The sequence below is a fragment of the Syntrophomonas wolfei subsp. wolfei str. Goettingen G311 genome (assembly GCF_000014725.1).
GTDB lineage: Bacteria > Bacillota > Syntrophomonadia > Syntrophomonadales > Syntrophomonadaceae > Syntrophomonas > Syntrophomonas wolfei.
In genome coordinates, this window is the sequence record NC_008346.1 from 1,059,002 (window position 1) to 1,073,434 (window position 14,433).

Genomic DNA, 14,433 nt, shown 5'->3' on the forward strand with positions numbered 1-14,433 from the left:
CCGGGTGTGCCCCACCCGTTCCCATAGTCGCCAGTCAGTCCTGCGGGCTTCTATTTGGCGACACTAGGCGAGACATCGTCGCCGTCGCCGAACACGGCAGTTAAGCTCTCCCGCGCCGATGGTACTGCGGTTAAGCCGTGGAAGAGTAGGTCGTTGCCAGGAATTATTATTTTCTGGAGTAGAACATAAAAAGCAAGCAAAAATACAACATTCTGTTTTGTTCCGGGTGTGCCCCACCCGTTCCCATAGTCGCCAGTCAGCCCTGCGGGCTTCTATTTGTCGACACTAGGCGAGACATCGTCGCCGTCGCCGAACACGGCAGTTAAGCTCTCCCGCGCCGATGGTACTGCGGTTAAGCCGTGGAAGAGTAGGTCGTTGCCAGGAATTAATTATTTTCTGGAGAAGAACATAAAAAGCAAGCAAAAATACAACATTCTGTTTTGTTCCGGGTGTGCCCCACCCGTTCCCATAGTCGCCAGTCAGCCCTGCGGGCTTCTATTTGTCGACACTAGGCGAGACATCGTCGCCGTCGTCGAACACGGCAGTTAAGCTCTCCAGCGCCGATGGTACTGCGGATATCCGTGGAAGAGTAGGTCGTTGCCAGGAATTATTATTTTCTGGAGTAGAACATAAAAAGCAAGCAAAAATACAACATTCTGTTTTGTTCCGGGTGTGCCCCACCCGTTCCCATAGTCGCCAGTCAGTCCTGCGGGCTTCTATTTGGCGACACTAGGCGAGACATCGTCGCCGTCGCCGAACACGGCAGTTAAGCTCTCCCGCGCCGATGGTACTGCGGTTAAGCCGTGGAAGAGTAGGTCGTTGCCAGGAATTATTATTTTCTGGAGTAGAACATAAAAAGCAAGCAAAAATACAACATTCTGTTTTGTTCCGGGTGTGCCCCACCCGTTCCCATAGTCGCCAGTCAGCCCTGCGGGCTTCTATTTGTCGACACTAGGCGAGACATCGTCGCCGTCGCCGAACACGGCAGTTAAGCTCTCCAGCGCCGATGGTACTGCGGTTCAGCCGTGGAAGAGTAGGTCGTTGCCAGGAATTAATTATTTTCTGGGAATGCATTGGAAGTTAATTAAATGTAGTGGAATACCACCGCTTGTTTTTTAAATAGGCGACCGCTTAGCGGGGGACATATTTCACCTCGTTATATTGCCTGAAAGTCCAGTAATTAAGCCGTTCTGCGTTTTGTGGAACGGCTTTATCAGTGCGCCCGACATGGGCGAAGTCTAACGGGTGAAAGTCCCTGCTGCGGGTTGATAATAAGATGAGGGCGCACCATCATAGTTTATAGCTATGACAAAGCATACAAATCAAGTATTACACTATGGCTAAAGCCGCATGGTATATTATTGCCACTATAGTTGGAAGGTGGGAGATATCATGAAAACAGCAACAATCGGTTACCCGAGAGTAGGGACTTTACGGGAACTAAAATTTGCAAGCGAGAAGTATTTTGAAGGCGTTTTATCAAAAGCGGAGCTTCAAGACACGGCTGTTCTTCTCAGGAAAACACACTGGCAAATGCATATTAATAATGGCATTGATTTTATCCCATCCAATGATTTTTCTTTTTATGATAATATGCTGGATACGGCAGTTTTGCTTAATGTGGTTCCCAAACGCTACAGCTCTTTACAGCTAGATCCCTTGGAAGAGTATTTTGCTATGGCTAGAGGTTATCAGGGACTTAATGGTGATGTTAAGGCCTTGGTAATGAAGAAATGGTTCAATACCAATTACCATTATATTGTGCCCGAGATCGAGGATGACACCGAAATTTCACTGGTTGGAACCAAACCGTTTGATGAATTCTTAGAAGCAAAAAAAATGGGGATCGTAAGCAAACCGGTTATTATCGGAGCTTTTACCTTTTTAAAGCTCGCAAGATTTACCGGCAATAAAACAGCGATTGATTTTACCAAAGATATTATCGTGGCATACTCGGAGATGCTTAAGAAGTTTAATGATTTAGGTGCTGAATGGATACAGTTTGACGAGCCTGCGCTGATTATGGACTTAACCGCAGATGACATTGCTCTTTTAAAGAAAATCTACGGTGAGATCCTTTTAGCAAAGGACAGTACAAAGCTGCTTTTACAAAGCTATTTCGGCGATCTGCGCGACTGCTACCAGGAGGTCACCACGCTGCCGTTTGATGGGATAGGACTCGATTTTATTGAGGGTAATCATTCGCTGGAACTGGTCAAACACTTTGGTTTCCCCGCAGATAAAACCCTTTTTGCTGGTGTTGTAAACGGCAAAAATATCTGGCGCAACAACTATAGCCAAACCCTGCTTATCCTCAATGAATTAAAGAAAACCCGCGCGACTATTGTTTTGAATACCTCCTGTTCGCTCTTGCACGTTCCGTATACCATAAAAAATGAAGGGTTCCTAACTGATGAGTTTAAGAAACATTTTGCCTTTGCGGAGGAAAAAATGGGGGAACTGGCCGACCTGAAGAAAATTACCGCAAGCAATACCCCGGCTGAAATTACTGAATATATTAAAAACACTAGGCTTTTCCAAGAAAGCAGATTCTGCACGGACGTATCGGTGCAAGCTGCGGTTTCCTCACTTACACCGGAGGATTTCGTCAGACATCCTGCATTTCATAAACGTGAAAAGATACAGAAGGCGGTATATAATCTGCCCTTGTTGCCAACCACAACCATCGGTTCATTCCCGCAGACGGCAGAGGTCAAAGCGAAGCGCTCCGTTTTTAAAAACGGTAAAATTACAGCAAAGCACTATATCAAATTTAATAAAGAGAAAATTGCGGAATGTGTTGCGCTGCAGGAAAAAATCGGGCTTGATGTGCTGGTTCACGGTGAATTTGAGCGTAACGATATGGTTGAGTATTTCGGCGAATGCCTTAACGGGTTCCTTTTCACACAAAAAGCATGGGTACAGTCTTACGGTACCAGATGCGTTAAACCACCTATTATATGGGGTGATATTTCCCGTTCCCAAGCAATGACGGTCGATTATATCGTATACGCGCAATCGCTTACCAAGAAATACATGAAAGGGATGCTTACCGGTCCGGTTACGATTTTGAACTGGTCGTTTCCCCGCGAGGATATTTCATTGCAAGAATGCGCCTTGCAGATCGCTCTGGCCATCAGGCAAGAAGTGCTTGAACTTGAAGCTAACGGTATAAAAATTATTCAGATTGATGAAGCCGCTCTGCGTGAAAAGCTCCCGCTAAGAAAAAGTGATTGGCACTGCGAATACCTGGACTGGGCGATTACTGCATTCAGGCTGGTACACAGCGGGGTTAAAGCCGAGACGCAGATTCATACCCATATGTGTTACAGCGAATTCAGCGATATTATAAAAGATATTGACGAGATGGATGCGGATGTTATCACCTTCGAGGCTTCCCGTTCCGACCTGGTAATTATCGATGTATTGAACCGGTGCGGATTTAAGACGGCAGTCGGTCCGGGGGTTTATGATATCCACTCACCTAGAATCCCCGGTACTGAGGAAATCAAGGAAGCAATTCTTAAGATGCTTAAAAAGATACCCAGGGAAAAGCTCTGGGTAAATCCCGATTGCGGACTCAAAACGAGAGGAAATGCGGAAACAATTCCGAGCCTGCAAAACCTGGTTGATGCCGCCCAGGAAGTAAGAAGGAGCTTGCAGCTATGAGAACATCAGAAATCTTTAATAATAAAACCGTGCTGTCGCTGGAGATTTTTCCTCCCCGGCGCACAGCCTCAATTGGAATCATATACAAAACGCTGGAAGAGTTGCAAGGATTAAACCCGGACTTCATCAGCGTAACTTATGGTGCCGGCGGAAGCGAAACCAACACTGCAACCTTGGAAATTGCTTCAGCAATCAAAAACAATTACGGAATTGAGAGCGTGGCGCATCTTCCATGCATCAATCTTAACAAAGATGAAGTGCTGAATATGCTGGAAGGCTTTAAACAAGCAGGAGTTGAAAATATTTTGGCTCTGCGCGGTGATGTGAATCCTGCCCGGGTGCCCAAACAGGATTTTCGCTATGCCAGCGACCTGGTTTCGTTCATCAAGGAAAACGGCGATTTTAATATTATTGGAGCATGTTACCCGGAGGGGCACAGTGAGAGCCCCAGCCTGCTTGACGATATACGCCATCTTAAAATCAAGGTGGATGCCGGGACGGACCAGCTGATCACCCAGTTGTTTTTTGACAACAGTTACTTTTATTCATTTCGGGAACGAGCCAGCGTTGCAGGAATAAATGTAGCGATTGAAGCTGGAATTATGCCGGTGGTAAATAAAAGACAGATTGAAAGAATGGTAGCGCTGTGCGGCGTAAAGCTTCCGAAAAAGTTTGTAACCATGATGGAGAGATATGAGAATAATCCTGAGGCCATGCGTGATGCAGGGATTGCTTATGCCGTTGATCAAATTGTCGATCTTATAGCGCAAGGGGTTGATGGAATACACTTATATACGATGAATAACCCATATATTGCCAAGAAAATCTATGCAGCCATAAGCACCCTGCTAGTGGCATAAAGCGGGGTTATGATAATACAGTATAACCGTATTCAGAAATCAGCCGCTTTAATTCGGTGATATATTCAGATGCGATCGCACTCAGATGGGCCTTCTCATTGGCTATCCAACCCACCAGCATTTTTTCTTCAGTTTCCAGCGGCACGGAAATAATATTATCACCGTTTAGATCGCTGTTTAGAACGCCTGTGCAAATAGTGTATCCATTCAGACCGATCAGCAGATTGAATAGCGTTGCGCGGTCGCTGACATGGATGGTTTTCTTATGTGGAGCGGTGCTCAAGATCTCCTCTGAGAAATAGAATGAGTTATATTCACCTTGCTCAAAGGCCAGGAAAGGAAAATCATCCAAATCTTCAAGAGTGACCGAATTTTTATAGGCAAGCGGGTGAAGCGAACTGATAAAAACATGTGGGTCAGCTTCAAAAAGAGGGTTAAAGATCAAGTGATTTTCTTTTAAAAGCTTTTTAAGTACTTTTTCATTAAAGTCGCTTAAATATATTATGCCCAGCTCGCTGCGAAGATTCTTGACATCTTCAATGATTTCATAGGTCCTCGTTTCACGAAGGGTAAATTCATACTCATCCACATCTAATGCCAGAAGAAGATTCACAAAGGCGTTGACAGCGAAAGCGTAATGTTGAGTTGAAACGGAGCATAGCTGTTTTGAGGGCTTTTTGCCCAGATAACGCTGTTCCAGAAGTTCGGTCTGCTCTACAACCTGTCGCGCGTAAGAAAGAAATTCCGTACCGTCAATGGATAATGATATACCTTTCGTTGTGCGGTGAAATATCTCTATTCCTAGTTCGCTTTCAAGCTCTTTGACAGCATTTGAAAGGCTTGGCTGTGAGATGAAAAGCTGCTTTGCGGCTTCGGTAATTGAGCCACATTCAACTATTTTGATAATGTATCTTAATTGTTGAAGTGTCATAGTCCCACCTTCTTACTATCATTTTTATAATAATTGTATCCAGAAACCGCTTGTAAACAATGAGTTTGACGAGAGCTTGTGGTTGGTAGTCACTGATAAAATCATAATCCATGATGCTGATGATATCCATTTTACTTTTAGAGACGGTACGGTAATTATAGTTTTTAATAATTATAAACTACTAACCGCAGGCTGGATACAATTCCGGTTCTGCGGGTATTTTTTATGAATTAATTATCATGACATTGACAGATGTCGATATGCTTGATACACTATAAACATATCGAAATGTTTGAATGTAATCGAGACATATAAATATGATGGGAGTGAGGTTTGATGAACTCTTATGCCGATTATGTTCCAGTATTTAAAGCGTTATCAGATGAGACGCGTTTAAAGATAATTGATATGCTGTCATGTGGTGAGATGTGCGCATGTGACATATTGGAAAAGTTCAGTATTTCTCAGTCAACGCTCAGCTACCATATGAAGATACTGACTGAAAGCGGCCTGGTTAATGGTGTTCGCGATGGGGCGTGGATGAGATATACGCTTAAAAGCGTAACAACAGAGGATGCTATTAGTTTTATCAACTATATAACTAATGAAAAGGACGATTGTATCTGTAAGCAATCTAGCTGCAAAGTATGCACTGAAAATAATGAGGAGGAATCCTAACATGAGAAAAATTGAGATTTTTGATCCGGCCATGTGCTGTAGCACCGGGGTGTGCGGTCCGTCAATTGATCCAGAGCTGATGAGAATTGCTACAGTGATTAATTCCTTAAAAGATAAAGGAATAATCATTAAGAGACATGGCTTGTCAAATGAACCGCAGGACTTTATTACGAATAAAGTAATCAGCGATCTTCTGCAGAAAGAGGGGGCAGGAATATTACCCGTAACGCTGGTGGATGGTGCGGTGGCAAAAACCAAAGAATACCCCACTAATGAAGAAATTGAAAAATGGTTGGAAATAGAAATAGACTCGAAACCGGCAGTCATCATAAGCAGTTGCTGTGGCCCAAAGGGGTGCTGTTAATTATGAATACCAAATTTGAATCCTTTGATATAGATAAAATTAATCTTACCCAATACTTGTTTTTTACCGGCAAAGGTGGGGTGGGAAAGACATCTGCAGCATGTGCTGTAGCAGTAAATTTGGCAGACAGCGGCAAAAAAGTGCTGCTTATAAGCACCGACCCGGCTTCAAATTTGCAGGATGTTTTTAATACCGAATTAAACGGCAAGGGCGTGCAGATTGAGGGTGTTCCCGGACTGGTAGTTGCCAACCTTGATCCGGAAGAAGCAGCCAGAGAATACCGGGAATCGGTTATATCTCCATATAGGGGGAAACTGCCCGACAGCGTAATTAATAATATGGAGGAACAGCTCTCAGGTTCTTGTACCATTGAAATTGCGGCCTTTGACCAGTTTTCACACTTTATTACCGACAATACAAGCGAAAATGAATTTGATTATATCATTTTTGATACCGCCCCGACCGGGCACACTCTGCGGATGCTGCAGCTGCCTTCAGCCTGGAGTAATTTTATTGCGGAAAGTACCCATGGAGCCTCATGTTTAGGCCAGCTCGCAGGATTGCAGGATAAAAAAGATATGTATAAAAATGCGGTAATAAACCTTGCCGATAAAGCTAAGACCACACTTATCCTGGTTTCCAGGCCGGAAGAAACACCTCTGCTGGAAGCTGAACGGTCCAGCCGGGAATTGAGCAATTTGGGGATTAACAATCAGCTTCTCATTATCAACGGGGTACTGGGTGGAGCATCAGATGATCTGTCACAAAAAATATTATCCAAGCAGCAGCATGCCCTTAAAAACTTGCCGCCCGGATTAAGAGGATTTAAGACCTATACGATCCCCTTGCGCTCCTATAACATATTAGGGCTGGATAAAATAAGGGCGTTCTTGAATAGCGATGATTATATAAGTGCAGATGCAAAAAGTAAATTAACGGATTTGAAACCAATAAATGTTCTGGTTGAGGATGTATATGCAGCCGGTAAAAAGGTCATTTTTACGATGGGCAAGGGCGGCGTAGGTAAGACATCTGTTGCAGCCACGATTGCCGTGGCGCTTTCTAAGAAGGGTGTTAAGGTGCATTTAACTTCAACTGATCCAGCCGACCATCTGAGCTATGTTTTTGCCGGGGCAGAAAATATAACCGTTAGCCATATTGATGAAAAAAAGGAACTGAAAGACTATCAAAATGAAGTACTGGCTAAGGCCCGCGAAACCATGAGCGAGGACGATGTTGCATATATTGAGGAAGATTTGAGATCACCCTGCACCCAGGAGATTGCCGTATTCAGAGCATTTGCAGAAATTGTGGATAAAGCGGAAAATGAGGTTGTCATTATAGATACGGCTCCAACCGGTCATACCCTATTACTTCTCGACTCAACCCTCAGTTACCACCGGGAGGTGCAAAGGACCAAAGGCGAAACTCCTATATCGGTACAGAGATTATTACCAAGACTGCGGGACGAAAAACAGACTGAGGTGGTCATCGTTACATTGCCGGAAGCTACCCCTGTGTTTGAAGCGATACGATTGCGCGAAGATTTAAGCCGAGCTGGTATTAATAACAAATGGTGGGTGGTCAATCAGTCTCTTTCCGTAGCAGATACAAGTAATCCCATGCTTGTTGCGCGGGCTGAGGCTGAAAGAACCTGGATCGAGAAAGTGCAACAAATTAGTGATGATAACTTCGTGGTTATTCCCTGGTTACAGGATCCCTCCATCAAGAGTATTGGCAACTTTAAAGATTAGGGTATATGAAAATGATCTGGCCAGTTTGGCTGGCTAGATATTAAAAGCTGGGTTCCCGGTAAAAACATAGAGGAACTAGTGGCATCCTATATAATTGAAGCTGATAAATACGAAAATAATATAGCTTAAAATAACTCGAATAGAGAAGGTGATATGTTGGAAAATGAAGCTCGGTTATCCTTTCTTGATAAGTATTTAACATTATGGATCTTCATAGCAATGGGTATTGGTGTCTTAGGCGGATATCTATTTCCAAATTTAGCCCAATCGCTGAGTCAATTTAGTACCGGCACCATATCCTGGCCGATTGCCATCGGCTTGATCATTATGATGTACCCTCCTTTAGCCAAGGTAAAGTACGAAGAAATAGGAAAAGTAGCCCAGAATAGAAAGGTATTCTCATTCTCTTTGTTACAGAACTGGGTCGTAGGACCTATTTTAATGTTTATTTTGGCCATAATTTTCCTTGGTGATAAACCTGGTTTTGCCATAGGTCTTATCATAATTGGTTTGGCCCGTTGCATCGCCATGGTCATTGTTTGGAACACTCTCGCCAAAGGAGACAATGAATATTGTGCCGCCTTAGTGGCGCTGAACTCAATCTTTCAGATACTTTTGTATACGGTGTATATCTATATCTTCGTTACGCTTATTCCTAAATGGTTGGGACTTTCTTGGGGAGGGCAGGTTGTCGATGTATCTATGATAGACGTGGCCAAGAGTGTGCTTATTTATTTAGGTATTCCCTTTGCCGCCGGATTCCTCACCAGATTTAGCTTAATCAGAGTGAAAACCAAAGAATGGTATGAAAAAGTATTTATCCCCAAGATTTCACCTTTGGCACTCATTGCTTTGCTGTATACGATCGTGATTATGTTTATAACTAAGGGTGAGCAGATTATTCAGAATCCGTTTGATGTCATAAATATTGCCATTCCGCTTCTTATCTATTTTACAGTTATGTTCTTTGCCAGCTTTTTTGCAGCCTATCGCTGGGGATTTAGATATGATCAGACCGTGACATTAGCATTTACCGCTGCAAGTAACAATTTTGAGTTAGCTATTGCCGTCGCTGTCGCGGTTTTCGGAATTGCCTCTGATGTGGCGTTTACCGCTGTTATAGGTCCATTAGTTGAAGTACCGGTTATGATAAGCTTAGTAAATTCAGCTTTGTATTTTAAGAGAAAATACTTTGATGATAAAGGTTTGCCAAAACTTTACGAGGTGGCTTAAGTTGTGCCGGACAGATACAAGGCCTGTGCTTATTCTTTATAGTAATTTTCGGATAATATCGTCACGCTGGCCATACATAAAGTCAATGATGGGAATTTCTATAAGGGTATAGGCGCCAGGCTTTTGTTTGATGCTGGCCCGGGCAGCAGCTACCATAATCTGTGCGGTTAAAGCCGGATTGTTGACCTGCATGGAAAAGCGCAGTATTTGATTATGGGTCGAGCCCGAACCCCCTTTTCTTACCATATCAACCCCGTGTCCCATATCAATTAGCTGTTTGACATCCGCTACCGGGATAACATGGGTTTCGTCTTTGATGAAATAGGGGTCTGTTTTGATGGCTTTTTTAACCTCTGCCAAATTAGCCCCGTTTTGTAATTGAACATAAACGATACGGCGATGGATGCCGGTACCCAGGGGGATGGTCATAGATAAAGCATCCTCAACACCATCCAGGGCTCGCACTGCTGCTGTGTGCCCCATACTCATTCCAGGTCCAAAATTCGTATAGGTCAGGCCTTGGGGAACCATAAACTCATACATACAGCGAAGCATGGAATCTGTCCCGGGATCCCATCCTGCAGAAATGACTGCCACCGAATGGTTAACCATAGCGATTTCATCCAATTCCAGGCGCAAATCAGCCAGTTGGCCGTGAATATCATAGCAGTCTATACTATTAATACCCAGACTTAGTATTTCCCGTGCCATAGAAGGCACAGCGCGGGTAGGAATGCATAATAAGGCCACCTGCACCCCGCTTAATTGATCAAGGGATTGTACCATTTTTATATCCCTGGCGGCGAGCAACCGGGCGCTATCTGAGCAATACGGCTGTTGAACTACGCCAAGCAATTCCATATCTGTTGCAGATTGCAGAGCCTCCACTGCCATCCGGCCAACATTTCCGTATCCAATTACCGCTACTTTGATTTTTTCGTTCATAACTGCATTCCTTTCATAAATCTGTTACTTTGTAGCGTATACAATCTAAAACAGAATTGCAATAAAAGTAAAGAGAGTAGATTGTATACATGCAGTAGAAAAAGGAATGCGAAATTTTTATTTAAGGATAGGCTGAAAAATCGTATAATGGGACTAGTGCAAGAAAAATTGCCCATTATTGTATATCTTATAAAACAATTATAAAAAAGGGAGGGAAGAGCATAAAAAACAGTATTGAGATTCGTAATCTGAGAAAGGTCTATAAGCTGGGGAAGGAAAAAGTAGTGGCTCTGGATGATCTGTCTCTGGATATATTGTCAGGAGAAATATGCTGCATTCTGGGAACCTCCGGCTCAGGCAAATCCACCCTCCTGAATCTTCTGGCCGGCTTAGAGAAGGCGAGCAGGGGCAGCATTCTAATGCGGGGAAAAAACGTTGGAAAAATGAATGAACGTCAACTGGCCCTGTTCAGGCAAAAGAACATCGGCTTTGTTTTTCAATCGTATAACCTTTTGCCATCCCTGTCAGCTCTGGAAAATGTGAGCCTGCCTTTAGTATTTCAGGGTGTTAAAAAAGAAAAAAGAGAGCAATTGGCCCGCGCCCTTTTACAGGATGTTGGTCTCAAAACCCATCTTAAACATAAACCGGCGGAGATGAGCGGGGGACAGCAACAACGGGTAGGAATCGCCCGGGCTTTTGTCGGCAGTCCCCCTATTGTCCTGGCGGATGAGCCCACCGGGAACCTGGATTCCAAGACCAGCCTGGAGGTAATTCAGCTTATGTTAAAGCTGGCCCGGGAAAAACAGCAGACTCTGGTAATTGTAACTCATGATAGCGAAGTGGCCAGTTTTGCTGATAAAACCGTATTTATACGGGATGGAAAGATAGCGGAAGTCATAATGAATAATACAAATGTAGGGGAGAGAAGAGATGAAGTATAGGAGTGTTATTTTTATTGTTTTCTTGAGCATGCTTTTTAGCTGCTATAACCTGGGCTGGTATAAGTCGCAGTCGCTGGAGGCGGCGGATAACCTCTCCCTGGAAGAACCCAAACTGGTGATTGGGCGCAGCAACTCCATGCCGGTATTTAAATCCGGAGAGGAAAGCCATTTGATAATTCCGATACAAAATATCCATGATGGTGAGGCGCAAAACATAAATGTCTCCCTCCTTATTGATGATGTAGCCAAGTTCCCCTTCGAATTAGAGAAGATGTCGCTGCAGACCGGAATGAGTTCCATCGGTGGTCATCGTACGGAAAGTGCCATTTTTTTTGACGTAAAGGTAGCCTCAACAGCCGAATCCAAAATCTATCCCATTGGGGTAAAAGTTGACTATACCAGTCAAAATGGCAATCAAGGCCAATCTTCCGGTAATATATATGTAAAAATAGAAAATGAGCAGAAAACCCCCGGGCTTATACTGGCCGGAATCCAAATGGAAAATGAGCAGATAGACAGCGGGGAAAGCCAGACCATAGAGCTGAAGATAAAAAATGACGGGCATCTCACCGCCCGGGATATTGCTATAAAACTGGCCGGGTTTACCGCCAACGGTCTACGGTTGGACCAGCCCCTTGATACCTTCCACCTCAAGGAGTTCAAGGGCCAGGAATTCAAATACATACCTTTTAAGATTTATGCCGATCCTGCTATGGAGAGTGGAACCTATCCCCTTGATCTGATAATGAAATATAAAGACGAGTTCAATAAGGATTACAGCAAGGAAGAGAAGCTTTATTTGACGGTAGAAGGCAGTGGACCGGAAGGCAAAAACAAAAAGGCCACCCCCCGTCTTATTATTAACAACTACTTCTATGGCGGCGAATATGCTGTAGCGGGAGAAGTCTTTTCCCTGTCCATGTCTTTGTTTAACACTAGCCAGGTCAAAGCTCTAAGTAATATCAAACTGAGTTTGAGTTCGGAGGAAAATATCTTTTCCCCGGTAAACAGCAGTAACTCCATTTTTATTGACAATATTCCCGCAGCCGGAACTATGTCCCAAAGTATAAAACTAAAACCCAAAATGGATGCAGCCAACAAGACCTATAATATTACCGTTGACATCGAATATGAAGATGAAAAAGGCAATAAATATACGGCCAAGGAATTAATCGGCATACCAGTAGCTCAACCGGTAAAACTTATTTTTTCAGATATTGAAGCACCGCCCCAGCTTTTTGCTGGTACACCGGTGGGGATTTCGCTGGACTTTTATAATACTGGTCGTACCTTAATACGAAATCTGATAATAAGTACCGAGGGAGATTTCGATATCCAGGATGGCAATGTCTTTGTAGGGAATTTGGAAGCCGGGAAAAGTGATTATTATGATGTCACCATAACCCCCAGTAAAGAAGGCAAATTAACGGGGAAAGTCTTATTCGATTATGACGATGATACCGGCAAGCACTATCAAGTCGAAAAAAGCTTCAAGTTGGAAGTGATGAAAGCTGCTCCCCCGCCGGCTGATATCCCTCCTCCCGATATGGAGGAAGCCGGCGCTGCCAGGTGGAAGAAACCGGCAATAATCGGCTCAGGCATACTTGTAGTGGCTGTTACTGCTTTCATTCTTCGCCGCCGGCAGCTTCGGAAGAAAGAGGAAGTGAGCCTGGATGAATAATTTTGATTTGATCAAGATGAGTATCAGCAGCCTCTTGCGCCGAAAACTCAGAACCATTCTTACATTACTTGGGGTGGTGATTGGAACCAGCTCCATTGTGGTAATGATTTCCTTGGGAATAGCTATGGATCTCAGTTTTAAAGAAAGCCTGAAACAAATGGGGAACCTTAATGTAATTGATGTATATCCCTCTTATGATATGATGCCAGCAATGGGCTCACGGGGGAGTGAGGGAGTAAAGCTGGATGACCAGGCGGTCAGAACCTTGGAACAGATCCCCGGAGTGGAGGCGGTTATGCCCAGCAAGAATGCCTATATGCGCATCAGTGCCGGTAAAATGGTGGGTGATGTGAATCTTATCGGCATTAACCCGGAAGTGATGGAAGCCTTTGATTTTGAAGTACAGAAAGGGAGATTGTTGAGCAGTTTGGATAAGGATGCCATCGTATTTGGCCAGCAAGTGGCCTTTAATTTCCGTAATCCCAGGTCCAGAAATCAGGAACCTATGCATCATATGATGTTCGGTCAGGATATGCCGCAGGAACCTCCCCTGGATTTAATAAACGATAAGATGCTGTTGACCTGGGATATGAGCTATGGGGAAAGGCGAGCCAATAAACCCGATACGGACAGCGACTATACCCCGCCCCCGCCGCGTAAGGTAAAGGGAGTAGGCATACTGGAAGGCAGCTTTAGCGAAAAGGCTTACAGCGCCTATATCAACCTGAACACCCTGGAAGAATTGCTGGAAGAAGAAAACAAGGCCCGGCATGTGGACAAGAGCAAACAAAGAAAGGAAGATAGATACCAGAATATAAAGGTCAAGGTGAGCGATATACAGCAGGTGGAAAGCGTGCAGGAAAAAATAAAAGCCCTGGGTTTTCAAGCCTTCAGCCTGTCAGATATGGTTAAATCCATGAAGGAAACATCGCGCAAGATGCAGGCCATACTGGGAGGTATCGGGGCGGTAAGCCTGCTGGTGGCGGCCATCGGCATAACCAATACCATGGTTATGAGTATTTATGAAAGAACCCGGGAAATAGGGGTAATGAAAGTTTTAGGGGCCAGGCTTAACGACATCAGGAACCTTTTCCTGCTGGAAGCGGCGATGATAGGATTGGGAGGTGGTTGCGTCGGCTTGCTTTTCAGTTATCTGGTTTCTTATATATTAAATCGGGTTACAGCTGGTTTTATGGGTAATATGGGAGGCAATATCGGCATCTCCGTAATCACCTGGGAATTGGGTCTGACTGCCGTTGTCTTCGCCACCATGGTAGGTATCATTTCCGGTTATTCACCGGCCCGGCGGGCCATGAAATTGAGTGCTCTGGAGGCCATCAGGACAGAATAGGAAAAGACACAGGCATAAATTAAACG

Annotated in this window: 11 protein-coding genes and 5 rRNA genes; 14 read left to right on the forward strand and 2 right to left on the reverse strand. The window is 44.2% G+C overall.

The window, feature by feature from the left end; all coding sequences use genetic code 11:
- Nucleotides 1-53: 53 nt before the first annotated feature.
- From rrf (SWOL_RS04715) to metF, 7 genes are all read left to right on the forward strand, one after another.
- A 5S ribosomal RNA gene (gene rrf / locus SWOL_RS04715) occupies nucleotides 54-162 on the forward strand.
- 113 nt (nucleotides 163-275) lie between these two features.
- Nucleotides 276-384 (forward strand): 5S ribosomal RNA (gene rrf, locus SWOL_RS15235).
- 114 nt (nucleotides 385-498) lie between these two features.
- Nucleotides 499-606: ribosomal RNA gene (gene rrf, locus SWOL_RS15240) — 5S ribosomal RNA — on the forward strand.
- A 113-nt stretch (nucleotides 607-719) separates the two neighbouring features.
- A 5S ribosomal RNA gene (gene rrf, locus SWOL_RS04730) occupies nucleotides 720-828 on the forward strand.
- A 113-nt stretch (nucleotides 829-941) separates the two neighbouring features.
- A 5S ribosomal RNA gene (rrf, locus tag SWOL_RS15245) occupies nucleotides 942-1,050 on the forward strand.
- Between the two features lie 342 nt (nucleotides 1,051-1,392).
- Nucleotides 1,393-3,669: a 5-methyltetrahydropteroyltriglutamate--homocysteine S-methyltransferase gene (gene metE, locus SWOL_RS04740; RefSeq protein ID WP_011640353.1), complete on the forward strand. Its 2,277-nt coding sequence runs from the start codon at nucleotides 1,393-1,395 to the stop codon at nucleotides 3,667-3,669.
- On the forward strand, nucleotides 3,666-4,529 hold the full coding sequence (metF, locus tag SWOL_RS04745) for a methylenetetrahydrofolate reductase [NAD(P)H] (protein WP_011640354.1): 864 nt from the start codon (nucleotides 3,666-3,668) through the stop codon (nucleotides 4,527-4,529). Before metE ends, metF begins: the two co-directional genes overlap by 4 nt.
- 7 nt (nucleotides 4,530-4,536) lie before the next feature.
- On the opposite strand, the gene SWOL_RS04750 is transcribed toward metF, so the two are convergent.
- Nucleotides 4,537-5,460 (reverse strand): LysR family transcriptional regulator, encoded by a 924-nt coding sequence (locus tag SWOL_RS04750; protein WP_011640355.1) that lies wholly within the window; start codon nucleotides 5,458-5,460, stop codon nucleotides 4,537-4,539.
- A 336-nt stretch (nucleotides 5,461-5,796) separates the two neighbouring features.
- Between SWOL_RS04750 and SWOL_RS04755 the strand changes: the two genes are divergently transcribed.
- The 4 genes from SWOL_RS04755 to arsB all read left to right on the forward strand — a co-directional run bounded on the left by SWOL_RS04755 (nucleotide 5,797) and on the right by arsB (nucleotide 9,489).
- Entirely contained in the window at nucleotides 5,797-6,138 is a 342-nt protein-coding gene (locus SWOL_RS04755) for an ArsR/SmtB family transcription factor (protein ID WP_011640356.1), read from the forward strand.
- Nucleotide 6,139: 1 nt separating this feature from the next.
- On the forward strand, nucleotides 6,140-6,502 hold the full coding sequence (arsD, locus tag SWOL_RS04760) for an arsenite efflux transporter metallochaperone ArsD (protein ID WP_011640357.1): 363 nt from the start codon (nucleotides 6,140-6,142) through the stop codon (nucleotides 6,500-6,502).
- Nucleotides 6,503-6,504: 2 nt separating this feature from the next.
- Nucleotides 6,505-8,256, forward strand: coding sequence for an arsenical pump-driving ATPase (gene arsA, locus SWOL_RS04765; protein ID WP_011640358.1), 1,752 nt, complete (start codon nucleotides 6,505-6,507; stop codon nucleotides 8,254-8,256).
- Nucleotides 8,257-8,409: 153 nt separating this feature from the next.
- Nucleotides 8,410-9,489, forward strand: a complete 1,080-nt coding sequence (gene arsB, locus SWOL_RS04770; protein WP_041427394.1) for an ACR3 family arsenite efflux transporter — start codon at nucleotides 8,410-8,412, stop codon at nucleotides 9,487-9,489.
- Nucleotides 9,490-9,525: 36 nt separating this feature from the next.
- Here arsB and SWOL_RS04775 read toward each other — a convergent pair whose 3' ends face one another.
- The gene (locus tag SWOL_RS04775) at nucleotides 9,526-10,434 is read right to left on the reverse strand and encodes a diaminopimelate dehydrogenase (RefSeq protein WP_011640360.1); all 909 of its coding nucleotides are present in this window, start codon (nucleotides 10,432-10,434) and stop codon (nucleotides 9,526-9,528) included.
- Nucleotides 10,435-10,718: 284 nt separating this feature from the next.
- On the opposite strand from SWOL_RS04775, the gene SWOL_RS04780 reads away from it, so the two are divergent.
- Genes SWOL_RS04780 through SWOL_RS04790 form a run of 3 tightly spaced genes read left to right on the forward strand, consistent with a single transcriptional unit; the run spans nucleotide 10,719 to nucleotide 14,407 of the window.
- Complete coding sequence (locus SWOL_RS04780) at nucleotides 10,719-11,375, forward strand: ABC transporter ATP-binding protein (RefSeq protein WP_011640361.1); 657 nt, start codon at nucleotides 10,719-10,721, stop codon at nucleotides 11,373-11,375.
- Nucleotides 11,365-13,056: a COG1361 S-layer family protein gene (locus tag SWOL_RS04785; RefSeq protein ID WP_011640362.1), complete on the forward strand. Its 1,692-nt coding sequence runs from the start codon at nucleotides 11,365-11,367 to the stop codon at nucleotides 13,054-13,056. Before SWOL_RS04780 ends, SWOL_RS04785 begins: the two co-directional genes overlap by 11 nt.
- Nucleotides 13,049-14,407 carry an ABC transporter permease gene (locus SWOL_RS04790; RefSeq protein WP_011640363.1) on the forward strand — a complete coding sequence of 453 codons (1,359 nt, stop codon included), beginning with the start codon at nucleotides 13,049-13,051 and terminating at the stop codon, nucleotides 14,405-14,407. The genes SWOL_RS04785 and SWOL_RS04790 overlap by 8 nt, the downstream gene beginning before the upstream one ends.
- Nucleotides 14,408-14,433: the final 26 nt, after the last annotated feature.

Excerpts from the sequence above, each read along its gene's own strand:
- metE (WP_011640353.1), top strand. The coding sequence starts at position 1,393 with ATGAAAACAGCAACAATCGGTTACCCGAGAGTAGGGACTTTACGGGAA.
- metF (WP_011640354.1), top strand. The coding sequence starts at position 3,666 with ATGAGAACATCAGAAATCTTTAATAATAAAACCGTGCTGTCGCTGGAG.
- SWOL_RS04750 (WP_011640355.1), bottom strand. The coding sequence starts at position 5,460 with ATGACACTTCAACAATTAAGATACATTATCAAAATAGTTGAATGTGGC.
- SWOL_RS04755 (WP_011640356.1), top strand. The coding sequence starts at position 5,797 with ATGAACTCTTATGCCGATTATGTTCCAGTATTTAAAGCGTTATCAGAT.
- arsD (WP_011640357.1), top strand. The coding sequence starts at position 6,140 with ATGAGAAAAATTGAGATTTTTGATCCGGCCATGTGCTGTAGCACCGGG.
- arsA (WP_011640358.1), top strand. The coding sequence starts at position 6,505 with ATGAATACCAAATTTGAATCCTTTGATATAGATAAAATTAATCTTACC.
- arsB (WP_041427394.1), top strand. The coding sequence starts at position 8,410 with ATGTTGGAAAATGAAGCTCGGTTATCCTTTCTTGATAAGTATTTAACA.
- SWOL_RS04775 (WP_011640360.1), bottom strand. The coding sequence starts at position 10,434 with ATGAACGAAAAAATCAAAGTAGCGGTAATTGGATACGGAAATGTTGGC.
- SWOL_RS04785 (WP_011640362.1), top strand. The coding sequence starts at position 11,365 with ATGAAGTATAGGAGTGTTATTTTTATTGTTTTCTTGAGCATGCTTTTT.
- SWOL_RS04790 (WP_011640363.1), top strand. The coding sequence starts at position 13,049 with ATGAATAATTTTGATTTGATCAAGATGAGTATCAGCAGCCTCTTGCGC.